The sequence below is a fragment of the Mesorhizobium sp. B2-3-12 genome, from assembly GCF_006442205.1.
Classification (GTDB): Bacteria; Pseudomonadota; Alphaproteobacteria; order Rhizobiales; family Rhizobiaceae; genus Mesorhizobium.
Genome location: NZ_VFVR01000002.1, coordinates 676,567 through 699,025, shown reverse-complemented (window position 1 = coordinate 699,025; position 22,459 = coordinate 676,567). Strand labels below are relative to the sequence as shown.

Sequence of the window (22,459 nt, the reverse complement as noted above, 5' to 3'; positions counted from 1 at the left end):
ATCGTTCACAGCGCCGTGATCGCCGCATGACATGTCGTTTCCGTCTCCGCCGGGAGCATGAAAGCCCGTAGATTTATCCGGTCAACGGAGATCTCGAACATGCATCTTTTTGGTCGTTTCGTGCTTGCCGCTTCCGTCGTTTTCACTCTCGCCACGGGTGCTGCTTTCGCCCAGGAGAAACTGCGGCTTGGCACCGAGGGTGCCTATCCGCCCTTCAACTACGCCAATGCCGATGGCACGCTGGGCGGTTTCGACATCGATCTCGGCAACGCGCTGTGCACCGAGATGAAGGTCGAGTGCGAATTCGCCGTCCAGGACTTCGACGGTTCGATCCCCGCGCTGCAGGCCGGCAAGTTCGACGCCATCATCAACATCACCATCACGCCCGAGCGGGCGCAGAAGGTGGAGTTCACCCACAAATACTACCAGACGCCGCCGGCCATCGCCGTGCCGAAGGAGTCGACCATCGCGGGCACCTCGCCGGACGATCTCAAGGGCAAGGTGCTCGGCGTGCAGAGCGCCACCATCCACCAGAATTTCGCCGAGCAGAAATACAAGGGATCGACCGTCAAGGCCTATCCGACGGGCGACGACGCCCGCACCGACATGGCCAATGGCCGCCTCGACGCGATGATGGATGGCTCGATCATCCTGACCGAATGGCTGAAGAAGCCCGACGGCGCCTGCTGCAAATTGCTGGGTACGCTGACCGCCGATCCGGCCATTCATGGCCCCGGCGTCGGCATCGCGCTGCAGAAGGGCAACAAGGACCTGGCCGACAGGTTCAACGCGGCGATCGACGCGCTGCGCGCCAACGGAAAATACAAGGAGATCAACGACAAGTATTTTGCCTTCGACGTCTACGGTTCCTGAGACCGACGACGAACCCCCTCCGGCAGCGCCTGATGGCGCTGCCGATTTTCATCCATACGGAGAAATTCCTTGGCCGAGCGGCGCTCCCCTTTCTACAGCGGTATTGTCGGGCTTGGCGCCACCATGGGCCGTGTCGGCGGCGACTTCATCTCGGCCAAATACTATTCCGGCATTGCCGACGAGCACCTGAACACGCGCCAGAATGTCGGCGTCCAGGACCTCAGCACCATGGGCAAGATGGACATCAAGGGTCCGGAGGCCGAGGCGCTGGTCAACCATGTCATCGTCAACGATGCCTCGGCGATGAAGCCGGGCCAGGTCCGCTACTCCACGGTCTGCCGCGAGGATGGCGGGATCATGGACGACCTCACCGTGTTCCGGCTGGCACCCGAGCACTTCATGCTGGTGACCGGCTCCGTCAACCGCCTGAAGATGCTGCCCTGGCTCCAGCACCATGCTGAGGGCCGCAAGGCCTATGTCACCGACATCACCGCGGCGGTCGCCTTCCCCACCATCCAGGGTCCGCGCTCGCGCGACCTGTTGAAAGCTCTGGTCACGGATGCGGATCTCGATGGGTTGAAGCGCTGGGCGTTCACCTCGGGGCGTGTCGGCGAAACCAAGGTGTTGATCTCGCGCACCGGCGTCACCGGCGAACTCGGCTTCGAACTCTTCGTGCCGGCCGATGAGGCGGCTTCGGTCTGGGACGCGCTGATGAAGGCCGGCCGCGATTTCGGCCTGAAGCCCTATGGCGTGCTGGCCATGTTCACGCTCGGTCTGGAAAAGGCCTATCCCGCGCATGGCATCGACATGGACGAGACCCGCTCGCCGTTCCATGTCGGCCTCGACCGCTGGATCAAGTTCGACAAGGGCGATTTCATCGGCCGCGAAGCGCTGTTCAAAGTGCGCGACAAGGGTCTCGACGAACGCTGGACCGGCCTGATCCTCGATGGCGACACGCCGGCAGCGACGGATGCGCGGGTGATGGCCGATGGCAGGGATGTCGGCGTGGTCACCTACAGCGACCATGGCTATTCCCTGGGCAAGGTGCTGGCGACAGCGCATCTGCGGCTGCCGTTCACGGCTGTTGGAACGGAACTCAGCATCGCCATTGAAGGCAAGCCGGTCCGCGCCATGGTGGCGCCGATGCCGTTCTTCGATCCGGAAGGGGCGAGGTTGCGGGGTTAGCGCGACTTGCATCGACAGACCGCTGCCTTCGCGATTGGCGGAAACGGCCTGACATCGTCATCCTATGACGAAGCGATGGGCGGTGGCCCCAATCGCTGACAGTCAGCCGGCTCATCACCCCCGACGATCGAGCCGCGCCACCAGACGATCCCCCACCCACTGGATGCCGCAAACCAGTATGATCAGCACGATCACCACGGCGATCATCACGCTGGTTTCAAACCGCTGGTAGCCGTAGCGGATGGCGAGGTCGCCGAGTCCGCCCGCACCGATGGCGCCGGCCATGGCCGAGGCGCCGACCAGCGTCACCAGCGTCACGGTGAAGCCGACGACGATGCCGGGCAGGGCTTCGGGCACCAGCACCTCGCGGACGATGGTCCAGCGGTTGCCGCCCATCGCGCGCGCCGCCTCGATCAGCCCGTGGTCGACCTCCCGCAGCGACACTTCGGCGATGCGCGCATAGTAGGGCGTGGCGGCGATCGACAGCGGCACGATCGCCGCCCAGGTGCCGATCGAGGTGCCGACGATCAGCCGCGTCACCGGGATCAGCGCCACCAGAAGGATGATGAACGGCACCGAGCGGAAGCCGTTGATGACGGCGGCGAGCACCCGGTTCACCCACGGGCTTTCGGCGATGCCGCCGCGCTCGGTGGCGATCAGCGCCAGGCCGAGCGGCAGGCCGAAGACCAGCGAGATCAGGCCGGAGGCGGCCGTCATCAGCACCGTCTCCCAGATCGACCGCAGCAGAAGCTCAAACAGGATCGGCGACATGGCCAAGCACCTCCACCCGCGCCTCGCGGGACTTTAGAAAAGCGATCACCTCGGCGAGATGGCCCGCATCGCCGCCGGGAATGGACAGGAACAGCGTTCCGACCGGCTGCTGCTGAATATGGTCGATGCCGCCATGAACGAGCCGGAAGGCGCCAGGCACGGCTCTCGCAAGGTCGGAGAGCAGTGGGCCGCGCGCGGCTTCGCCGGCCACATCCACCCGCAGGATGGTTTGCGCGCCGGCTGACGGACGGAGCCGGGCCGCCAGCTCCGGCGGCAGTTGCGGCCGGATGGCGCCGAGCAGGCGTTTTGTGATGCCGGATTGCGGATCGGCGAACACCGACCAGACCGGCCCTTGCTCGACGATGCGTCCGGCGTCGATGACCGCCACGCGGTCGGCGATCGAGCGGATCACCTCCATCTCGTGGGTGATCAAGAGGATGGTCAGGTCAAGCTGGCGGTTGATGTCCTTGATCAGGGCGAGAATGGAACGGGTCGTCTCCGGGTCGAGCGCCGACGTCGCTTCGTCAGACAGAAGCAGCGCCGGCCGCGCGGCCAGCGCCCTGGCGATGCCGACGCGCTGCTTCTGGCCGCCCGACAGCGACGCCGGATAGGCTTTCGCCTTTTCCGACAGGCCGACGAGATCGAGCAGCTCCGCCGCCCGCTTCAGCCGCTCGGCCTTTGGCCGGCCCTCTATCTTCAGCGGCAGCGCCACATTGTCCTCGACGGTCTTGGCCGACAGCAGGTTGAAATGCTGGAAGATCATGCCGATGCGCCGCCGCAGCGGCTGCAGGTCACGCTCGCGGAGCCGGCTGATCTCGCGGCCCTCGATGAACACCTCGCCGGTGTCGGGGCGTTCCAGCCCGTTCAGGCAGCGGATCAGCGTCGATTTGCCGGCGCCGCTGCGGCCGATGATGCCGAGGATCTCGCCCTTGCGCACCGTCAGTGAAATGCCGTCGAGCGCCGCCGTCGCGCCGAAGCGGCGCTTCAGCTCGACAAGGCGCACAACGTCCTGTGCCGGTGCATCGGCGTCGTCCGTGTTCTCGATGGCTGCGGTCACATGCTGGTTCATACGCGGATTCCGAAACAGGATTGCGGCCCGCGCATCGCACGGACCGCACTTCTCGTCAAAGCAGACACTTTCGTGCCAGGATTTGCTCAGTAGGCGCTGAGACCGGTGCCCTTGTAGACCTTGTCGAACTCAGCCTTGACCGCCTCGTTCTGGTAGGAGGCGACCAGCGTCTTCACCCAGGCCTCGTTCTCGTTGCCGACCTTGACGGCGATGAAGTTGCGATAGGGATTGTCGGCGATCGGCTCCTGCGCGATGCGGTTTTCCGGGGTCAGGCCGCTTTTCAGCGCCCAGTCGGTGTTGACCACGGCGGCGTCGAGATCCTCGACCGAGCGGCCGACGATACCGGCGTCGAGTTCCTTGATCTCGACCTTCTTCGCATTCTCGGCGATGTCGGCGGTGGTGGCGAGGATACCGGTACCGTCCTTCAGCTTGATCACGCCCTCATTCTGCAGCACCCGCAGCGCCCGGCCTTCATTGGACGGGTCGTTCGGCACGCCGATCACCGCGCCTTCCGGCAGGTCGGCGACCTTCGTGTACTTCTTGGAGTAGAGGCCGATCGGCCACACGCCGGTATAGCCGACGCGCACGATATGGTAGCCCTGCGTCTTGATCTGGTTGTCGAGATAGGGCTGGTGCTGGAAGGCGTTGGCGTCGATCTCGCCGCGCTCCAGCGCCTCGTTGGGCTGGGTATAGTCGTTGAACACCACGGTCTCGATGCTCAGGCCCTTCTCGGCGGCTTTAGCGACCACGACGCGCCAGACATCCTCGTCCTCGCCGCTGATGATACCGACCTTGATCGCCTTCTTGTCCTCGGCGAAGGAGGCATGCGGCGCCATCAGGCTGCCGATCGCCACAGCCGAGGCGAACAGCAGAGCGAGGCCGCTGCGCCGGTTGATGGTTGACCTTGGGGAAGAGGACAAAGTGTTGTTGAAGTCGGACATGTCTGATTCTCTGCGGTTGTGAAGTCATGGCAGCAAGGCGGGTTGCCTAGGCTTGGTCACATCATCAGAATTCTATCGATTTTATCAAAGAACGTGTTTCGCCGTTCTCGGCCAAGCCGGGAATATTCTCTCAAAAATTTTGGGGAAGAGAGCAAAACACGCCGCGGGATCGGCTATCGTCCGTTGCGATCCGATCCCGTGGCCCAGAAGAGCCGGCGAGGTGCCCACGAGCCCGGCCGTCGTGTTTCCCTCCGGATTTATAGTGTTGTTACAATTGTTGGCCGCGCATGACGTGACCGAGCAGCAATGGCGGGTGTTGCGCGTGCTGAGCGAGGCCGGTCCGATCGAGGCGACGGAGCTTGCGGACCGTGCCTCGGTGCTGCAGCCCAGCCTGACCCGCATCATCAAGACCCTCGAAGGCCGAAAATTCATCACCCGCAACAAGGCGCAAGGCGACGGCCGTTGCGTCGTGCTCGCCATTGCTCCGACCGGCTCGGCGCTGATCGAGGTGCTGTCGCCCGAACGTCGCGTCATCTATGACGACATCGAACGGCGCTTCGGCCGTGAGCGGCTCGAGCACCTTCTCGATCTCCTGGAAATCCTGATCGACGGCGAGAGCTGACCGCTCCGCGGCGTGGGCCATCCGCCTCGCCTCGAGCGCAAACTGCCCAGCCGCGCGGTGCCGGCGGCAGTTGCAGGGACATTGATCCTTACGCTGATTGATTGTGCCTGCGGCCAGCATTCTTCCCTTATGCGGCCATGGCCGCCTTTTCGTGAAGGCGGGCGGGTTGATCGGGCGGCCTTCTTGCCTAGGTAGAGAGTGCGGCAGGGCGCCACGCGATCTCAACAATCGGTATGACATTTTCCACTATTCGAAAGCTTGCCCTTTCTGGTCTCATCGTCGTCGTCCAGTCTTCCTGCGTCGTTCCCGACGACACGTCGCGCATCGCCAAGGTCGATCCTACGGCGGCGGCGGCTCGCAAGGAGATGGTCGGCCTCAGCGAAGCCGACGTTCGAATGTGCGCGGGGTTTCCAACCGCCACCGCGGACGCCGGCGGATCCGGCCAGATCTGGACTTACAAGCGCGTCGTTCAGCGCGGCAATCTCAGCATCGTCGTCCCCACCCTGTCGGTGGGGCCGGTCCCGGCGCTCGGTGGCTCCCTCAATGTCGCTCCGGGCGGCTATTGCGACACGCAGGTCCGCATGGTCGGCGGCCGCGTCGCCGAAGTTGCCTACGCCGGCGACAACAATCTGCCCAGCAGGCGCGACGCGCTCTGTGTCAGCACCGTGGATGCTTGCGTGGCCTATGCCCGCCAGCACAGGTCGGCGACCAAATAGCCGGAACGACACCGGATTCCGCGGGAAACGGCGATGGCCGGCCTTCGGTGTTTGACGCGGATGGCGTTGAGGGCTTGACTGCCCCGCCGGACCGAATACGCTAGCGCAAAATACCGGCTCTGATCGCCGGGCGGCAAATATGCCTCGTATGCCTCGCCTTTCCGGCGCTGGCTGCGGGGCATTGTCATTTCTGGGGTCTTGTTTGAAACGGCGTATCGAAATCGGCATCCTCTATTCCCGCTCGGGGAGCTATCAGCTCGTCTCCGACGCGTGCCGCATCGGCGCCATGCGCGCCATCGCCGACATCAATGCCGACCGCAGCTCGGGTATCGAACTGGTGCCGGTCGAACGCGATCCGCAAAGCAACGCCGACCGCTACGCGACGCTGTGCGAGGACATTTTCAGGACCAGCAGCGCCCGCCACGTCGTCGGCTGCGTCACCTCCTGGAGCCGCAAGGAGACCATTCCCGTGCTGGAGAAGGCGGGCGGCATGCTCTGGTATGCCTGCCCCTATGAGGGGTTCGAGGCCAACGAGCATGTCGTCTACATGCACGCCTGTCCCAACCAGCACCTGGTGCCGCTACTGGCGCATGTCGTGCCGCGCTTCGGCGCCAACGGTTTTCTGCTCGGATCGAACTACATCTGGGGCTGGGAGATGAACCGTGTCGCGCGCGACCTGATCGCCGATGCCGGCGGCAAGGTCTTGGGCGAGCGCTATCTGCGCATAGGCGAGACCGACGTGTCGCGCCTGATTGCCGAGATCAGGGCGACGCGGCCGAATTTCATCCTCAACAATCTGATCGGCACCTCGTCCTATGCCTTCCTGGCCGCCTATCGCGACCTGGGCGTCGAGGATCCGGCCTTCAGCCCGCGGAACTGCCCGGTCATTTCCTGCAACCTGACCGAGGGCGAGTTGCCGGCGATCGGCGAGACGGGCAAAGGCCATCTGTCGGTCGGGCCCTATTTCGCGCCGCGTCCGGCCGCCTTCGCCTCGTCCTTCGAAGCCTCGGCCTATGCCTCGGTGCAAGTGATGGCCGACGTGCTGTCGCGTGATCCCGAGGCCGGCCCGGCGGAATTTTCCAGGACCTTCGCCGAGCGGCGCTTTTCCACCCGGCTCGGACCGATCGCCATCGACGCGCATTCCCAGCACGCCACGCTGCCCGTCATCATAGGCCGGATCGCTGACGGTTTCTTCGAAGTCGTCAGCCGCGAGGACGAGGTCGCACCGGATCCCTACCTGTCACGCTACGATCCGGCAAAAACATTCGGCCGGCCGCGCTTGCGGGTGGTGTCGTGACCCGCACCCCGCGCATCCCCAATCTCGGCGGCGCCAGGGCGTTTGTCCTGCATCGCCCGCACCCGACGGTGCAGGCGATCACCAGGCAATTGTCGGCCATCGGCCTTGTCACCGTGGACTGCTGGCCGGAACTGGCGGCGGAAGCGCTGGCCGCGGACTTCGTCTTCTTCGATGCCGATCTCGGCTTCGACGAGCAATTTCCTTGGAAGCCGGGCGAGGCGCCGATGCCGCTGGTGGCGCTGATCGGCTCGGAAGCGCCCGGCCGCATCGAATGGGCGCTGTCGCACAAGGCCGACGCGCAGCTCCTGAAGCCGGTCGGCAATGCCGGCGTCTACAGCGCGCTGCTGATCGCGCGCCAGAGCTTCGAGGCACGAAAGAACTTAGCCGGCGAGATTGCCGCGCTGCGCCAGCGCGTCGCCGAACGCCAGACCATCGTGCGGGCTGTCTCGGCTTTGGCCAAAGGCAGCGACGACGAGCGCGCCTATGCGCAACTGCGCTCGCTGGCGATGAGCTGGCGGATCAGCGTCGAGGACGCCGCGCGCCGCATCGTGGCAATGACCGAGGACGTAACGGGAGAGGCCAAGACCGGGGAGGAGAGCGGCGATGACCAGTCCCATCGCGCCTGACCTCGCGGCGACGGCGCGCATGCCGTTAAAACCGCGCGCCGGCGTCTGGCGCCGGCTGGTCCAGCGCCGCCTGGCGCTGCTCGGCCTGGTCATCGTGGCCGTTGTCGTCGCCGGCGCGATCCTGGCGCCATGGCTGACCGGCTACGATCCCAACGAACAGATGTTCGACGGCCTGACCATCGAGGGCTCGCCGCTGCCGCCGAATGCGAAATTCTGGCTGGGCACCGACCTGCTCGGGCGTGACCTGTTGACCCGCATCCTCTACGGCGCGCGCACCTCCCTGATCATCGGCATCGTCGCCAATGGCATCGCACTCTTCATCGGCACGCTGGTCGGGGTCACCGCGGGCTATTTCCGCGGCTGGGTCGGCAGCGTGTTGATGCGTTTCACCGATCTGATGATGGCCTTCCCGGCGCTGCTGCTGGCCATCTGCCTGGCGGCCGTGTTCCAGCCCAGCCTGTGGATCGTCGCCATGGTCATCGCCCTGGTCAACTGGGTGCAGACCGCGCGCGTCATCTACACCGAGACGTCCTCGCTCGCCGAACGCGAATTCATCGACGCCGAGCGCACCATCGGCGCGAGTGCGCCGCGCATCCTGTTTCGCCACATCCTGCCGCATCTCCTGCCCACCATCATCGTCTGGGGCACGCTCGGCATCTCGACCACGGTTCTGCTCGAGGCGACGCTCTCCTTCCTCGGCATTGGCGTGCAGCCGCCGACGGCATCGTGGGGCAACATCATCTTCGAGAACCAGACCTATTTTCAGGCCGCGCCCTGGCTGGTGTTCTTTCCCGGCGCCGCGATCCTGGCGCTGGCGCTGGCCTTCAACCTGATCGGCGACGCGCTGCGCGACATTCTCGACCCGACGCAAAGGGGCCGGGCATGATGGGAGGCCGGGCATGATCGCCTATCTCGGCCGCCGGCTGATCCAGTCGCTGCTCATCCTGCTCGGCGTCTCGCTGATCACCTTCGCGCTGCTCTATCTCCTGCCCGCCGATCCGGTGCGCCAGATCGCCGGCCGCAGCGCCACGCCGCAGACGGTGGAGAACATCCGCCAGCAGCTCGGCCTCGACCAGCCCTTCATCGTCCAGTACTGGCACTATCTGGTGAAGCTCGTCAGCGGCGATCTCGGGCGCTCCTACATCCAGCGCTCGGAGGTTACCGAGCTCATCGTCTCGCGGCTGCCGGCCAGCCTGCTTCTGATGGTCGGCGCCATCCTGTGCGAATTGCTGATCGGGCTCTCGATGGGCCTGATCGCCGCCATCAAGCGCGGCACCGCCACCGACCAGACCTTGATGGTCGCCTCCTTCGTCGGCGTCTCGGCGCCGCAATTCGTCGTCGGCCTTTTGCTGCTCTACGTCTTCGCGGTCAGGCTGAGCTGGTTTCCGATCGGTGGCTACGGCACCTGGCGCCATCTCGTGCTGCCATCGCTGACCATGGGCATCCTCGGGGCCGGCTGGTATGCGCGCATGATGCGTTCGTCGATGATCGACGTGCTGCGCCAGGATTATGTGCGCACCGCGCGTGCGAAAGGCCTGGCTCGCGGCGCTATCATTTTCCGCCATGCGCTGCCCAACGCCATCCTGCCGGTCATCGCCATGATCGGCATCGACATCGGCATCTTCATGGGCGGCATCGTCGTCGTCGAAAGCGTGTTCGGTTGGCCCGGCATAGGCCAGTTGGCCTGGCAGGCCATCCAGCGAGTCGACATCCCGATCATCATGGGGGTCACGCTGGTGTCGGCTTTCGCCATCGTGCTCGGCAATCTGCTCGCCGACATCATCGCGCCGTTCATCGACCCCCGCATCAAACTGAGATGAGCATCAAGCTCGGATGAAACCAAGAAAACAAACAGAGAAAGGGAACATGACAATGAAGAAGTTTCTCGCATCGACCGTGGCGGCATCGGCGCTGGCGCTGATGCTCGGCATGACGAGCGCCCGCGCAGAGGACGCCATGGATCCCAACGCCAAGCAGGGTGGCGAGATCATCGCCACCTACAAGGACGACGTCACCACGCTCGACCCTGCCATCGGCTATGACTGGCAGAACTGGTCGATGATCAAGAGCCTGTTCGACGGGTTGATGGACTACGAGCCCGGCACCACCAATCTCAAACCCGACCTCGCCGAGAGCTACGAGATCTCGCCCGACGGCAAGACCTTCACCTTCAAGCTCAGGCACGGCGTGAAATTCCACAATGGCCGTGAGATGACGGCCGACGACGTCAAATATTCGCTCGACCGCGTCACCAATCCGAAGACGCAGAGCCCCGGTGCCGGTTTCTTCGGCTCGATCAAGGGCTATGACGATGTCGCCGCGGGCAAGGCCGAGACGCTGTCGGGCGTCACCGTCGTCGATCCCTACACGGTCAAGTTCGAGCTGACCCGCCCCGACGCCACCTTCCTGCATGTCATGGCCATCAATTTCTCGCATGTCGTGCCGAAGGAAGAGGTGGAGAAATACGGCGCCGATTTCGGCAAGCATCCGGTCGGCACCGGGGCGTTCAAACTCGCCGAGTGGACGCTCGGCCAGCGCATCGTCTTCGAACGCAATCCGGACTATTGGCACAAAGGCCTGCCGCATCTCGACAAGATCACCTTCGAGGTTGGCCAGGAGCCGATCGTGGCTTTGCTGCGCCTGCAGAAAGGTGAGATCGACCTGCCGCTCGACGGCATTCCTCCGGCAAAGTTCCAGGAGGTGATGGCCGATCCCGAGCAGAAGGCGCGCGTCGTCGAAGGCGGCCAGCTGCACACCGGCTATGTCACCATGAACACCACCATGGCGCCGTTCGACAATGTGAAGGTGCGCCAGGCGGTCAACATGGCGCTCAACAAGGCGCGCATCATCCAGATCATCAACGGCCGCGCCGTGCCGGCCAACCAGCCGCTGCCGCCATCGATGCCGGGCTACGACAAGGAGTACAAGGGTTATCCCTACGACGTCGCCAAGGCCAAGGCGCTGCTTGCCGAGGCCGGCCACCCCGATGGTTTCGAGACGCAATTGTTCGCCATGAACACCGACCCCAACCCACGCATCGCCCAGGCGATCCAGCAGGATCTGGCGGCGATCGGCATCAAGGCCAGCATCCAGTCCCTGGCGCAGGCCAACGTCATCGCCGCCGGCGGCGACAAGGCCGGCGCGCCGATGATCTGGTCGGGCGGCATGGGCTGGATCGCCGACTTCCCCGATCCGTCGAACTTCTACGGTCCAATCCTGGGCTGCGCTGGTGCCGTGCCGGGCGGCTGGAACTGGTCGTGGTATTGCAACAAGGACCTCGACGCCAAGGCGGCCGAGGCCGACTCGATTGTCGACCCTGCGAAGTCCGGGGAGCGCAGCAAGATGTGGAGCGACATCTACGCGAAGATCATGGCGGACGCGCCCTGGGCGCCGGTCTTCAACGAGCAGCGATTCACAATGAAATCGGCCCGCATGGGCGGCGCCGACAACCTTTACGTGGACCCGGTCCATGTCCCGATCAACTACGACAATGTGTACGTAAAAGATGTGCAATAACTGCGACTACACCATCCACGGGCGCCATCACCATTTCGGCTGGGACAATTCGTTTGTTCCGGCGCAGCGCGTGGCGCCCGGTTCGACCATCGAGTTCCAGTGCCTGGATTCCTCGGGCGGCCAGTTGCAGCCCGACAGCACGGTCGCCGAAATCGCCAAGCTCGACTTCGCGGGGATCAATCCGGTTACCGGACCGATCTTCGTCGAGGGCGCCGAGCCGGGCGATGCGCTGAAGGTGACGATCGAGATGTTCAAACCGTCCGGCTTCGGCTGGACGGCGAATATTCCCGGCTTCGGCCTGCTCGCCGACGACTTCAAGGAGCCGGCGCTGAACATCTGGAAATACAATGCCGCCTCGCTCGAGCCGGCATTGTTCGGCAAGAACGCGCGAGTGCCGCTGAAACCGTTCGCCGGCACCATCGGCAACGCACCAGCCGAGATGGGTCATCACTCGGTGGTGCCGCCACGTCGCGTCGGCGGCAATCTCGACATTCGCGACCTTGCCGCAGGCACGACGCTCTATCTGCCGGTGGAGGTGGCGGGCGCGCTGTTCTCGGTCGGCGACACGCATGCCGCGCAAGGCGATGGCGAGGTCTGCGGCACGGCGATCGAAAGCCCGATGGACGTCGTGCTGAAACTCGATTTGGTGAAAGATGCGCGGCTGAAGACGCCGCGCTTCACCACATCGGGCCCGGTGACGCGCCATCTCGACGCCAAGGGCTATGAGGTGACGACCGGCATCGGGCCGGACCTGATGACTGGCGCCAAGGAAGCGGTTGCCCAGATGGTCGACCTGCTCGCCGGGCGCTACGGAATAGATCCGGTCGAGGGCTACATGCTGGCCTCGGTCTGCGGCGATCTCAGGATCAGCGAGATCGTCGACATGCCCAACTGGGTGGTGTCGTTCTACTTTCCGCGCTGCGTGTTTGAATGAAGTTGGGTCAGCGCCAAGGCGCCCCCCTCTGTCCTACCGGACATCTCCCCCTCGAGGGGGGAGATTGGCTTTCACGCGCGCCGGCACTCCTTTTTGTGCCGTCGAAAGTTGGCGAAGCCATGCGTGCCGTCCAATCTCCCCCCTCGAGGGGGAGATGGCCGGCAGGCCAGAGGGGGGCGTGCCCCGCCAAACCTCTCGGAAGCCTGCGCCTGCAATGACCACCAACCCCATCCTCACTATAACCAATCTCTCCGTCTCCGTGCGCGGCGAGGAGGGCTCTCGCGAGGTCGTCTCCAACCTCTCTCTGGCACTTGCCCGTGGCGAAACGCTCTGCATCGCCGGCGAGTCCGGCTCCGGGAAATCGATGACGGCGCTGGCGATCATGCAATTGCTGCCGCAGCCTGCGGCGCGCATCTCCGCCGGCTCGATCCATCTGGCCGACACCGACCTCACCACACTCGACGAACGCCGGATGCGCCATATTCGCGGCGATCGCATCGCCATGATCTTCCAGGAACCTATGACCTCGCTCAATCCGGTTCTGTCGATCGGCCGCCAGCTCACCGAATCCATCGAGGCGCATACCAGCCTGTCGCCTACGCAAGCCCGCCGGCGCGCCATCGAGGCGCTGATAGCGGTGCGTATTTCGGAGGCCGAAAGCCGGCTAAGGCAATTTCCGCACGAGCTGTCCGGCGGCATGCGCCAGCGCGTGATGATCGCCATGGCGTTGGCGCTGGAACCCGACGTGCTGATCGCCGACGAGCCGACGACGGCGCTCGACGTTACCGTGCAGGGCGAGGTGCTGGAATTGCTGCGCGACCTGCAGAAGAAGCACGGCACCAGCGTCATTCTCATCACCCACGACATGGGCGTGGTCGCCGAGATGGCCGACCGCGTCATCATCATGCGCCACGGCCGCATGGTCGAGGAAGGCAAGACATCGGATATTTTCGCCAGGCCGCGAGCCGATTATACGCGCGAGCTGCTCGCCGCCGTGCCGCGCATCGGCAGTGGCGTCGGCCGGCAGGCATCGAAAGAGATTGCCGAAGCCGCAATGCCGGCCAATGTCGCCGATGTAAAAGACCTCCACGTCCGCTTCGACCTGCATGGCGGCATCTTTGGCCAGGTCACCCGCCGCGTTCACGCCGTCGAGGGCGTCAGCTTTTCGATCGCGCCCAACGAAACGCTGGCGCTGGTCGGCGAATCCGGCTGCGGCAAGTCGACCACCGCCAAGGCGCTGGCCGGGCTGGTGCCGTATAGCGGCGACATCGTCGTCGGCGGTCGCAATTTGTCCGGTCTCGGCCGCGACGAGCGCAAGGCGGTTCGCCGCGACGTGCAGATGATCTTCCAGGACCCCTTCGCCTCGCTCGACCCGCGCATGCGCGTCGGCGACCTCGTCGCCGAGCCGCTGCTGATCCACGGCATCGCCTCGAAGCAGGAGCGCCGCGAGCGTGTGGCGGCCTTGTTCGACCGTGTCGGCCTGTCATCGGATCAGATGGAGCTTTATCCGCACGAGTTTTCCGGTGGCCAGCGCCAGCGCGTCTGCATCGCCCGCGCCCTGGCGCTGCGGCCAAAACTGATCATTGCCGACGAAAGCGTCTCGGCGCTCGACGTTTCTGTGCAGGCGCGTGTGCTCGACCTTTTGAAGGAATTGCAGCGCGAATTCGGCGTCGCCTATCTGTTCATTTCGCACGACATGGCCGTCGTCGAGAACATCTCCGACCGTGTCGCCGTCATGTATCTCGGCCAGATCGTCGAGATGGGCACGCGCGACCAGGTTTTTTCGAACCCGCGCCACCCCTACACCAGGCGCCTGATCGAGGCCGTGCCGGTGCCCGACCCCACGCGGCGCAGGAGCCGTTTCGCCCGCCTCGACCAGGAAATCCCAAGCGCCACGCGCAGGATCGGCGAAGCGCCGCTGAAACTGGCGCTGAGCGATGTCGGCGACGGCCATCTCGTCGCCGCCGAGGGCTGAAGGCGCTTATTGCCTCCTGAGAACGCTTCATAGCCGTGCCCGCATGGGCGGTTCACATGTTCGTGTCTCTTCCCCGGCTTCCGGCTGGGGGAATGCTATCGGCCGGATCGGCACGGGCTCGCCGGCATGAAATCCGTGGCCGCCTCTTGCCCTTCCGCCTCATTTTCCTAATGTTCCATTGTGCTTGCGGATGACGATCGTAGGGGGCGGACGGATTCATCCACACTGGGAGGAAGTAAACTCATGAAGCTATGCCATGTCGTTTCCGCCGCGCTCCTCGCGGCCACCACTGTTCCGGCTTCGGCCGCCGAGATTTCCGATGGCAAGGTCAAGATCGGCATCCTCAACGACCAGTCCGGCGTCTATGCCGATTTCGGCGGCAAATGGTCGGTCGAAGCAGCCAAGATGGCGGTCGAGGATTTCGGCGGCAAGGTGCAGGGCGCGCCGGTCGAGATCATCAGCGCCGACCATCAGAACAAGCCCGATATCGCCTCCAACATCGCCCGCCAATGGTATGACACCGAGCAGGTCGATGCCATCATGGAGCTGACGACCTCTTCTGTCGCGCTCGCCGTGCAAGGGATTTCCAAGGAAAAGAAGAAGATCGACATCGTCACCGGTGCGGCGACCACCGACCTCACCGGCAAGCAATGCTCGCCCTACGGTTTCCACTGGGCCTATGACACCCACTCGCAGGCGGTGGGAACCGGCGGCTCCCTCGTCCAGCAGGGCGGCGACAGCTGGTTCTTCGTCACCGTCGATTATGCCTTCGGCTATTCGCTGAAGGAGCAGACATCCAAATTCGTTGAGAGCCATGGCGGCAAGGTGCTGGGCGAAGTGCGGTACCCCCTCGGATCGACCGACTATTCGTCCTTCCTGCTGCAGGCACAGTCGTCGGGCGCAAAGGTCATCGGCCTGGCCAATGCCGGTCTCGACACCTCCAATTCCATCAAGCAGGCGGCCGAATTCGGCATCGTCCAGGGCGGCCAGCGCCTGGCAGCGCTTCTGTTCACGCTGGCCGAGGTGCATGGGCTCGGCCTGCAGGCCGCGCAAGGCGTCGTGCTGACCGAGGGCTATTACTGGGACCGCGACGACAAGAGCCGCGAGTTCGGGCAGCGCTTCTTCAAGCGCACCAACCGCATGCCCAACATGATCCAGGCCGCGACCTATTCGGCTGTGACGCAATATTTGAAGGCGATCGACAAGGCCGGCACCGACGAGACCGAAGCGGTCGCCAAGCAGCTCCATTCGCTGCCCGTCGACGACGCCGTCATTACCGGCGGCAAGGTGCAGGCCGACGGCAACATGGTGCACGACATGTATCTCTACCAGGTCAAGGCACCGAGCGAGAGCACCAAGGATTGGGACTACTACAAGTATCTCGCCACCATTCCCGGCAAGGAGGCTTTCCTGAGCGAAAAGGACAGCGGCTGCGCGACGGCGGCCCAGTGACCGGCGCGGCCATGGCGCCGCCTGACCTGACCGACAAAGAACCGCGAGTGGTGCTTTCCGCCCGCGGCCTGCGGCGTGACTTTGCCGGCTTCGTCGCCGTCAAAAATGTCGACCTCGATGTCCGCCGTCGCAAGATCCATGCCTTGATCGGACCCAACGGCGCCGGCAAGACCACCGTCTTCAACCTGCTGACCAAATTCCTGGCGCCGACCAGCGGCAGGATCGAGTTGCTCGGCCAGGACATCACCCGCACGCCGCCGGCCAGGGTTGCGCGCATGGGGCTGGTGCGCTCGTTCCAGATATCGGCGATCTTTCCGCATCTCAGCGTGCTCGACAATGTGCGCGTCGCGCTGCAGCGTCCGGCCGGGCTTGGCGTCCAGTTCTGGCGTTCGCTGGCCGCACTCGACCGGTTGACGCCGCGCGCCATGGAGCTGCTGCGCTCCGTCGGTCTCGACGATGCCAGGAACAGGCTGGCAAGCGATCTCTCCTATGGCAGGAAACGCGTGCTCGAGATCGCCACGACCCTGGCGCTGGATCCGAAAGTGCTGTTGCTCGACGAGCCGATGGCCGGCATGGGGCACGAGGACGTCGCCACGGTTTCCGCCCTCATCCGTTCGGTGGCCGAGGACCGCGCGATATTGATGGTCGAGCACAATCTGACCGTAGTGGCCGATCTCTGCGACTGGATAACGGTGATGCAGCGCGGCGAGGTGCTTGCCGCCGGCGACTACGCCACCGTCAGCCGTGACGAGCGCGTCAAGGTTGCCTATATGGGCACCGCCGATGACTAGTGCTTCGCCCCTGCTTGCGGTCAGCGGCCTCAACGCCTGGTATGGCGAAGGCCATGCGCTGCACGGCGTCGACCTGGATGTGTTTGCCGGCGAGACGGTGACGCTGCTCGGCCGCAACGGCGTCGGCAAGACGACGACGCTGCGCGCCATCATGGGCCTGATCCGCCGGCGAACCGGGCAGGTCGTTTTCGACGGCGTGGACCTGATGCGGCTGCCGCTGCACCGCACCGCCCATCAAGGCATCGGCTTCGTGCCGGAGGAACGCGGCATCTTCTCGACGCTGACCGTCGACGAGAACCTGGTGCTGCCACCGGTCGTCGCCCTGGGCGGCATGAGCGTCGAGGAAATCTTCGATCTCTTCCCCAATCTGAAGGAGCGGCGCAACAGTCCCGGCACGCGGCTGTCGGGCGGCGAACAGCAGATGCTGGCGATCGCGCGCATGCTGCGCACCGGCGTCAAGATGCTGCTCCTGGACGAGCCGACCGAGGGCCTCGCACCTGTCATCGTGCAGCGCATCGGCGAGCTCTTGGTGACGTTGAAGAAGCGCGGCATGACCATCCTGCTGGTCGAGCAGAATTTCCGCTTCGCCAGCCGTGTCGCCGACCGTTTCTACCTGATGGAGCACGGCAAGGTCGTGGCCGGGTTTCCCACCGGCGAACTGGCGGACCGCATGACGCTGCTCCACGAAATCCTGGGTGTATGATGGCGCCATGACGATGATCTTCGGCATCCCCGTCCAGGCATTGCTCGGCCAGTTGCTGGTCGGCCTGATCAACGGCTCCTTCTACGCCATGCTGAGCCTCGGCCTGGCCGTGATCTTCGGCCTGCTGCGCGTCATCAATTTCGCCCATGGCGCCCAATATATGCTCGGCGCCTTCACAGGCTATCTCCTGCTCACCCATCTCGGCATCGGCTATTGGCCGGCGCTGGTCCTGGCGCCGCTGATCGTCGGCCTGTTCGGCGTCGTCGTCGAACGCCTGGCGCTGTCCAGGCTCTACGACACTGATCCGCTCTACGGCCTGCTCTTCACCTTCGGCCTCGCGCTCGTGCTCGAAGGCATCTTCCGCTACTATTACGGCGTGTCGGGAAACCCCTACGCCGTGCCGCCGCTGCTTGCCGGAGGCACCAATCTCGGCTTCATGTTCCTGCCCAATTATCGCGGCTGGGTCGTAATCGCCTCGGCGATCGTCTGCTTCGGAACCTGGGCGCTGATCGAGAAGACCAGGCTCGGGTCCTACCTGCGCGCCGCAACCGAGAATCCCCGCCTCGTCCAGGCCTTCGGCGTCAACGTGCCGTTGCTTTTGACCCTCACCTACGGCCTCGGCTCCGCCCTTGCCGGGCTGGCCGGCATACTGGCGGCACCCGTCTACCAGGTCAGCCCGCTGATGGGGTCGGACCTCATCATCGTCGTCTTCGCGGTGGTCGTGGTCGGCGGCATGGGTTCGATCCTCGGCGCCATCGTCACCGGCTACATGCTTGGGCTGGCCGAAGGCCTGACCAAGGTCTTCTACCCCGAGGCCTCCAACCTCGTCGTCTTCGTCATCATGGCGATCGTGCTCCTGGTCCGGCCGGCCGGCCTGTTCGGAAGGGATGCCTGACATGGCGGAAGAAACATCCGACATGGCCGCTCTCAGCCTTCGCGAGGCATCGGCCAAACCCTCGGCATGGCTCGAATGGACGATTGTCGCGCTCGGCATACTGGCGCTGCTGGCAGCCCCCTTCTTCGTCTACCCGATCTTCCTGATGAAGATGCTGTGCTTCGCGCTGTTCGCCTGCGCCTTCAATCTCCTGCTCGGCTATACCGGGCTGCTGTCCTTCGGCCACGCCACCTTTTTTGGCGGCGCCGCCTATTTCACCGCGCACGCCGTCAAGGTCTGGGGCTGGCCGCCCGAAGCCGGCATCCTGCTCGGCATGGCGGGCGCGGCACTGCTCGGCCTCGTCATGGGCTTCTTCGCCATTCGCCGGCAAGGCATCTATTTCGCCATGATCACGCTGGCGCTGTCGCAGATGTTCTTCTTCTTTTGCGTCCAGGCGCCGTTCACGCAAGGCGAGGACGGCATCCAGGGCGTGCCGCGCGGCATGCTCTTCGGCGTCCTCGACCTGAACGTCTCGATGAACATGTATTATTTCGTGCTTGCCGTGGTCCTGATCGGCGTCTTCGCCATCTGGCGGATCGTCAATTCGCCCTTCGGCATGATCCTGTGCTCGATCCGCGAAAACGAGAACCGCGCCATTTCGCTGGGCTATTCCGTAGCCAGCTACAAACTCGGCGCCTTCGTCATGTCCGCCGCGCTGGCCGGGCTCGCCGGCTCGCTCAAGGCGATCGTCTTCCAGTTCGCCACCCTCACCGACGTCACCTGGCAGATGTCGGGCGAGGTGATCCTGATGACGCTCCTCGGCGGCATCGGCACCATGGTCGGCCCCATCATCGGCGCCAGCCTCGTCGTCGGCCTGGAAAACACGCTGGCCACGTCAGGTTTCCCGGTGACGATCGCCACCGGGCTGATCTTCATGGTCTGCGTGCTGGTGTTCCGGCGCGGGATTGTGGGAGAGGTTTATGCGCGGCTTTTCAATCGCGTAGGCAAGGGCTGATCGTTTCGGCACTCGGTTGGACGACTACCCGTTTTTCTGGACGCGCTTTTCGAGTTCGGTCGTGCGTACGCTCAAATCATCAAGTTCAAACCCCTGAGAGTCGAGGAAGGCGGCCGATCCGTTGTTTGGATCGGCGGCAAGACGGTGCGCCTCCCGCAGATGCTGCTTCAGCCAGGCGCGCTGTTCGCGCTGCAGCCGCGTGCGTTCGGCGCCATGTTAGCGCTGCATCAGCGTGTTGTAGGCCGCGTTCAGCCTGACATCGAACTTGTCGATCTCGATCTTCCCGCAATCCAGCATCGCCTCGGTTGCGTGGCGTTGCGACAGCTGTTCGTGGCGTGTCCGCGCCTCTATCCCCCATAACACCCCCGCTCCACCGCCAGCCTCTTCACCAGCGCCAGCACTCCATCGATCGCCGGCGTCGGCTTGCCCGTCAGCCGCCCAAGCTCCTGCACCGCGCCCACCAGCGCATCGATTTCCATTGGCCGCCCGCGCTCAAGGTCCTGCAGCATCGAGGTCTTGTGCTCGCCGACATCACCGGCGCCCTTGATGCGGCGGTCGACGTCGATGGGGAAGCGGACGCCGAGGCTTTCGCCGATTGCTTGCGCTTCCAGCATCATGGCGCGGGCGAGCGCGCGGGTGCCTTCGTCGGCGACGATTGCGGCAAGCGTCGAGCCGGTCAGCGCCGAGATCGGGTTGAAGGAGAGGTTGCCCCACAGTTTGACCCAGATTTCGCTTCTGATGTCCTCGCGCACCGGCGCCTGCAGGCCGGCCTTGACCATCTCGCCGGCGAGCAGCATCACCCGCTCGCTCTTCTCGCCGGAGGGCTCGCCGAGCGAGAAGCGCCTGCCTTCGACATGGCGGATCAGGCCTGGCGCATCGACTTCGACGGCGGGATAGACGACCGAGCCGATGACGCGTCGCGGGCCGAGCCGGTCCCAGATCGTGTCGCCGGGGTCGACCTGATGCAGCCTGGCGCCTTCGAGCGCGTCGCCGTCCTTGTAGAAATACCACCAGGGAACGCCGTTCTGCATGGTGACGACGGATGTGTGGTCCCCAAGCAGCGGTGCGATTTGGTCCAGTGCCGGCGCGACGGAATGCGCCTTCAGCGCCAGCACGACATAGTCCTGCGCGCCAAGCTCTTCCGCCTTGGCGGCAGCGCGGACGGGAGCCACCGTTTCCTGTCCATCCTCGATCAGGCGCAGGCCATTTGCCTTGATCGCTTCGAGATGCGCGCCGCGGGCGACGATCGACAGATCGGTACGGCCGGCAATGGCCAGCTTGGCGGCGAGATAACCGCCGATGGCGCCAGCGCCGAAAATGGTGATCTTCATCCTAGTGAGCCTTTGATTCCATGCGTGTCGCTATCTGGGACACTTCCAAGCGACATGCATTAGAGCCCGAGCTTGGCGGCGAGCCCGATGCGCTGCAGCTTGCCGGTCGCGCCCTTCGGGATCTCGTCCAGGATCAGCACCTTGCGCGGCACCTTGAAATCGGCGAGCCGCGTCGCGGCGTGGGCGCGGATATCGCTCTCGGTGGCACTCATGCCTTCGCGCAGCACCACCGCCGCCGCCACCTCCTCGCCAAGCTTGTCATGCGGCATGGCGAAGGTGACGACCTGCGCCACCGCCGGATGGTCCATCAGCACATCGTCGACCTCGAGCGGCGAGATTTTTTCGCCACCGCGGTTGATGATTTCCTTCAGCCGGCCGGTGACCCTGAGGTAGCCGTCACCGTCGAGCACGCCCTGGTCGCCGGTGTGGAACCAGCCATGCGCGAAGGCCGTGGCGTTGGCGTCCGGGTTCTTCTCGTAGCCTGCCGTCACATTGGGTCCGCGAATGACGATCTCGCCCGTCTCGCCCGGTTCGAGCAGCCGGCCGTCCGGTGCCGTCACAGCCACCTCCGGCCCGGCCGATGCGCCGACACTGCCCGGCTTGCGCAGGCCCGGCGGCAGCCGGTTCGACGCCATTTGGTGCGCGGCCTCGGTCATCCCGTAGGATTCGATGACCGGGCAGCCGAAGGTCGTTTCGAGTTCGGCCATCACCTGCGCCGGCAGCGACGCCGAAGACGAGCGGATGAAGCGCAGCCTAGCCGCCGCCAGCACGTCTTCATTGCGCGCCGCGCGCGGCAGGATCGCCTGATGCATGGTCGGCACCGCCGTGTACCAGCTTGGTTTCGCGTCGCTCAGCCACTGGAAGAAGCGCAACGCGTTGAAACCCGGCGTGCAGTAGATGCTGCCGCCGGCGGCGAGCGACGACAGCACCGCCGCGATCAGCCCATGGATGTGGAACAGCGGCATGATGTTGAGACAGCGATCACTGGCCGTCAGGCCGAGCGTCGTGCCGATATGGCGGGCGGAGGCCGCGACATTGGCATGGCTGAGCGGCACCAGCTTGGGCCGCGACGTCGTGCCGGAGGTGTGCAGCAACAGCGCGATATCGTCGTCCCCGGCCATGGCGGGCGCCGCCTGTGGGCCGATCGCCGCCCCCTCGATGGCGAAGCTGCCGGCTGGCGCATCAGGCGGCACGGTGAGCCGCAGCACACCGATGCCGAGGCGCTCGGCCACCGTCACGGCCGGGCCGGTCTCGGTCTCCGCGACGAGGATCGCCTTGGCGCCGATATCGGTCAGATAGAAATCGAGTTCGTCGGCCCGGTAGGCGGGGTTGAGCGGCGCCGTCGAGGCTGTGGCCGCCACCGCGATGAAGGCCGTCGCCATCTCCGGCCCGTTCGGCAGCACGATCGCCACCCTGTCGCCTCGGCCGATGCCGACGGCGTGAAGCCGTCCGGCGGTCGTCGCGATCAGCGCGCGCAGGCCGCCATGGGTCAGCGTCGGCCTGTCAGGCGCCAGGATCGCGGGGGCGTTGTCGTCTCCGGCGACGAGGCGGCGGGAGAGGTCTTGTGAATTCGTGCTCATGGTCACCGACTATGTTTCAAAGCTTGTGAAAGTCCAGCGGAGGTTGGCGCCGCCCCTCATTGCCCTGCCGGGCATTTCTCCCCATAAACGGGGCGAAAGAAGCTGGCCGCGACGTCGGTGACTAACTCTCTTCTCCCCGTTTACGGGGAGAAGGTGCCGGCAGGCGGATGAGGGGCAGCGCCAACGTC

At 64.8% G+C, this 22,459-nt stretch carries 23 protein-coding genes; 16 read left to right on the top strand and 7 right to left on the bottom strand.

The window, feature by feature from the left end; all coding sequences use genetic code 11:
- Positions 1-99: 99 nt before the first annotated feature.
- Together FJ948_RS08740 and FJ948_RS08735 are read left to right on the top strand one after the other, a co-directional pair.
- Positions 100-873 carry an ABC transporter substrate-binding protein gene (locus tag FJ948_RS08740; protein ID WP_140703367.1) on the top strand — a complete coding sequence of 258 codons (774 nt, stop codon included), beginning with the start codon at positions 100-102 and terminating at the stop codon, positions 871-873.
- A 69-nt stretch (positions 874-942) separates the two neighbouring features.
- The gene (locus tag FJ948_RS08735) at positions 943-2,058 is read left to right on the top strand and encodes an aminomethyltransferase family protein (RefSeq protein WP_181173597.1); all 1,116 of its coding nucleotides are present in this window, start codon (positions 943-945) and stop codon (positions 2,056-2,058) included.
- A gap of 114 nt (positions 2,059-2,172) precedes the next feature.
- On the opposite strand, the gene FJ948_RS08730 is transcribed toward FJ948_RS08735, so the two are convergent.
- The 3 genes from FJ948_RS08730 to FJ948_RS08720 form a co-directional block, all read right to left on the bottom strand.
- On the bottom strand, positions 2,173-2,829 hold the full coding sequence (locus FJ948_RS08730; protein ID WP_140703364.1) for a methionine ABC transporter permease: 657 nt from the start codon (positions 2,827-2,829) through the stop codon (positions 2,173-2,175).
- Positions 2,810-3,898 (bottom strand): methionine ABC transporter ATP-binding protein, encoded by a 1,089-nt coding sequence (locus FJ948_RS08725; RefSeq protein WP_140703362.1) that lies wholly within the window; start codon positions 3,896-3,898, stop codon positions 2,810-2,812. The genes FJ948_RS08730 and FJ948_RS08725 overlap by 20 nt, the downstream gene beginning before the upstream one ends.
- An 86-nt stretch (positions 3,899-3,984) precedes the next feature.
- A complete protein-coding gene (locus FJ948_RS08720) occupies positions 3,985-4,839 on the bottom strand; it encodes a MetQ/NlpA family lipoprotein (protein WP_140703360.1) in 855 nt (284 codons plus the stop codon).
- A 265-nt stretch (positions 4,840-5,104) separates the two neighbouring features.
- Between FJ948_RS08720 and hpaR the strand changes: the two genes are divergently transcribed.
- The 14 genes from hpaR (at position 5,105) to FJ948_RS08650 (ending at position 19,360) form a co-directional block, all read left to right on the top strand.
- Positions 5,105-5,461 (top strand): homoprotocatechuate degradation operon regulator HpaR, encoded by a 357-nt coding sequence (hpaR, locus tag FJ948_RS08715; RefSeq protein WP_246677479.1) that lies wholly within the window; start codon positions 5,105-5,107, stop codon positions 5,459-5,461.
- A 233-nt stretch (positions 5,462-5,694) separates the two neighbouring features.
- The gene (locus FJ948_RS08710) at positions 5,695-6,177 is read left to right on the top strand and encodes a hypothetical protein (RefSeq protein ID WP_140703358.1); all 483 of its coding nucleotides are present in this window, start codon (positions 5,695-5,697) and stop codon (positions 6,175-6,177) included.
- Between the two features lie 202 nt (positions 6,178-6,379).
- Positions 6,380-7,474, top strand: a complete 1,095-nt coding sequence (locus FJ948_RS08705) for a transporter substrate-binding protein (protein ID WP_140703356.1) — start codon at positions 6,380-6,382, stop codon at positions 7,472-7,474.
- Positions 7,471-8,100, top strand: a complete 630-nt coding sequence (locus FJ948_RS08700; RefSeq protein ID WP_140703354.1) for an ANTAR domain-containing protein — start codon at positions 7,471-7,473, stop codon at positions 8,098-8,100. Before FJ948_RS08705 ends, FJ948_RS08700 begins: the two co-directional genes overlap by 4 nt.
- 19 nt (positions 8,101-8,119) lie before the next feature.
- Positions 8,120-8,986 carry an ABC transporter permease gene (locus tag FJ948_RS08695; protein ID WP_210242268.1) on the top strand — a complete coding sequence of 289 codons (867 nt, stop codon included), beginning with the start codon at positions 8,120-8,122 and terminating at the stop codon, positions 8,984-8,986.
- 13 nt (positions 8,987-8,999) lie between these two features.
- Positions 9,000-9,920: an ABC transporter permease gene (locus tag FJ948_RS08690; RefSeq protein WP_140703350.1), complete on the top strand. Its 921-nt coding sequence runs from the start codon at positions 9,000-9,002 to the stop codon at positions 9,918-9,920.
- Positions 9,921-9,972: 52 nt separating this feature from the next.
- Entirely contained in the window at positions 9,973-11,616 is a 1,644-nt protein-coding gene (locus FJ948_RS08685; protein ID WP_140703348.1) for an ABC transporter substrate-binding protein, read from the top strand.
- Complete coding sequence (locus FJ948_RS08680; RefSeq protein ID WP_140703346.1) at positions 11,606-12,550, top strand: acetamidase/formamidase family protein; 945 nt, start codon at positions 11,606-11,608, stop codon at positions 12,548-12,550. Before FJ948_RS08685 ends, FJ948_RS08680 begins: the two co-directional genes overlap by 11 nt.
- A gap of 214 nt (positions 12,551-12,764) precedes the next feature.
- Positions 12,765-14,525: an ABC transporter ATP-binding protein gene (locus FJ948_RS08675; RefSeq protein ID WP_140703344.1), complete on the top strand. Its 1,761-nt coding sequence runs from the start codon at positions 12,765-12,767 to the stop codon at positions 14,523-14,525.
- Between the two features lie 243 nt (positions 14,526-14,768).
- Positions 14,769-15,977 carry an ABC transporter substrate-binding protein gene (locus tag FJ948_RS08670; RefSeq protein ID WP_140703342.1) on the top strand — a complete coding sequence of 403 codons (1,209 nt, stop codon included), beginning with the start codon at positions 14,769-14,771 and terminating at the stop codon, positions 15,975-15,977.
- 11 nt (positions 15,978-15,988) lie between these two features.
- Positions 15,989-16,768 (top strand): ABC transporter ATP-binding protein, encoded by a 780-nt coding sequence (locus FJ948_RS08665; protein WP_140703341.1) that lies wholly within the window; start codon positions 15,989-15,991, stop codon positions 16,766-16,768.
- Positions 16,761-17,471, top strand: a complete 711-nt coding sequence (locus FJ948_RS08660; RefSeq protein ID WP_140703339.1) for an ABC transporter ATP-binding protein — start codon at positions 16,761-16,763, stop codon at positions 17,469-17,471. Before FJ948_RS08665 ends, FJ948_RS08660 begins: the two co-directional genes overlap by 8 nt.
- 7 nt (positions 17,472-17,478) lie before the next feature.
- Positions 17,479-18,366: a branched-chain amino acid ABC transporter permease gene (locus tag FJ948_RS08655; protein WP_140703337.1), complete on the top strand. Its 888-nt coding sequence runs from the start codon at positions 17,479-17,481 to the stop codon at positions 18,364-18,366.
- Between the two features lie 22 nt (positions 18,367-18,388).
- Entirely contained in the window at positions 18,389-19,360 is a 972-nt protein-coding gene (locus tag FJ948_RS08650; protein ID WP_140703952.1) for a branched-chain amino acid ABC transporter permease, read from the top strand.
- A gap of 24 nt (positions 19,361-19,384) precedes the next feature.
- Here FJ948_RS08650 and FJ948_RS30990 read toward each other — a convergent pair whose 3' ends face one another.
- The 4 genes from FJ948_RS30990 to FJ948_RS08635 are packed head-to-tail and all read right to left on the bottom strand — an operon-like array spanning position 19,385 to position 22,271.
- Positions 19,385-19,555: a hypothetical protein gene (locus FJ948_RS30990; protein ID WP_348642961.1), complete on the bottom strand. Its 171-nt coding sequence runs from the start codon at positions 19,553-19,555 to the stop codon at positions 19,385-19,387.
- A gap of 21 nt (positions 19,556-19,576) precedes the next feature.
- Complete coding sequence (locus tag FJ948_RS30525; protein ID WP_246677478.1) at positions 19,577-19,723, bottom strand: hypothetical protein; 147 nt, start codon at positions 19,721-19,723, stop codon at positions 19,577-19,579.
- Positions 19,708-20,691, bottom strand: a complete 984-nt coding sequence (locus FJ948_RS08640; protein ID WP_140703335.1) for a 2-dehydropantoate 2-reductase — start codon at positions 20,689-20,691, stop codon at positions 19,708-19,710. Before FJ948_RS08640 ends, FJ948_RS30525 begins: the two co-directional genes overlap by 16 nt.
- A gap of 59 nt (positions 20,692-20,750) precedes the next feature.
- Complete coding sequence (locus tag FJ948_RS08635; RefSeq protein ID WP_140703333.1) at positions 20,751-22,271, bottom strand: acyl--CoA ligase; 1,521 nt, start codon at positions 22,269-22,271, stop codon at positions 20,751-20,753.
- Positions 22,272-22,459 lie beyond the last annotated feature (188 nt).

Bases quoted from the DNA above. Each gene is read 5' to 3' on its own strand.
- FJ948_RS08685 (WP_140703348.1), top strand. From the start codon at position 9,973: ATGAAGAAGTTTCTCGCATCGACCGTGGCGGCATCGGCGCTGGCGCTG.
- FJ948_RS08720 (WP_140703360.1), bottom strand. From the start codon at position 4,839: ATGTCCGACTTCAACAACACTTTGTCCTCTTCCCCAAGGTCAACCATC.
- FJ948_RS08660 (WP_140703339.1), top strand. From the start codon at position 16,761: ATGACTAGTGCTTCGCCCCTGCTTGCGGTCAGCGGCCTCAACGCCTGG.
- FJ948_RS08695 (WP_210242268.1), top strand. From the start codon at position 8,120: ATGCCGTTAAAACCGCGCGCCGGCGTCTGGCGCCGGCTGGTCCAGCGC.
- FJ948_RS08670 (WP_140703342.1), top strand. From the start codon at position 14,769: ATGAAGCTATGCCATGTCGTTTCCGCCGCGCTCCTCGCGGCCACCACT.
- FJ948_RS08650 (WP_140703952.1), top strand. From the start codon at position 18,389: ATGGCCGCTCTCAGCCTTCGCGAGGCATCGGCCAAACCCTCGGCATGG.
- FJ948_RS08655 (WP_140703337.1), top strand. From the start codon at position 17,479: ATGACGATGATCTTCGGCATCCCCGTCCAGGCATTGCTCGGCCAGTTG.
- FJ948_RS08680 (WP_140703346.1), top strand. From the start codon at position 11,606: ATGTGCAATAACTGCGACTACACCATCCACGGGCGCCATCACCATTTC.
- FJ948_RS08675 (WP_140703344.1), top strand. From the start codon at position 12,765: ATGACCACCAACCCCATCCTCACTATAACCAATCTCTCCGTCTCCGTG.
- FJ948_RS08690 (WP_140703350.1), top strand. From the start codon at position 9,000: ATGATCGCCTATCTCGGCCGCCGGCTGATCCAGTCGCTGCTCATCCTG.
- FJ948_RS08725 (WP_140703362.1), bottom strand. From the start codon at position 3,898: ATGAACCAGCATGTGACCGCAGCCATCGAGAACACGGACGACGCCGAT.
- FJ948_RS08635 (WP_140703333.1), bottom strand. From the start codon at position 22,271: ATGAGCACGAATTCACAAGACCTCTCCCGCCGCCTCGTCGCCGGAGAC.
- FJ948_RS08665 (WP_140703341.1), top strand. From the start codon at position 15,989: ATGGCGCCGCCTGACCTGACCGACAAAGAACCGCGAGTGGTGCTTTCC.
- FJ948_RS08730 (WP_140703364.1), bottom strand. From the start codon at position 2,829: ATGTCGCCGATCCTGTTTGAGCTTCTGCTGCGGTCGATCTGGGAGACG.
- FJ948_RS08710 (WP_140703358.1), top strand. From the start codon at position 5,695: ATGACATTTTCCACTATTCGAAAGCTTGCCCTTTCTGGTCTCATCGTC.
- FJ948_RS08740 (WP_140703367.1), top strand. From the start codon at position 100: ATGCATCTTTTTGGTCGTTTCGTGCTTGCCGCTTCCGTCGTTTTCACT.
- FJ948_RS08640 (WP_140703335.1), bottom strand. From the start codon at position 20,691: ATGAAGATCACCATTTTCGGCGCTGGCGCCATCGGCGGTTATCTCGCC.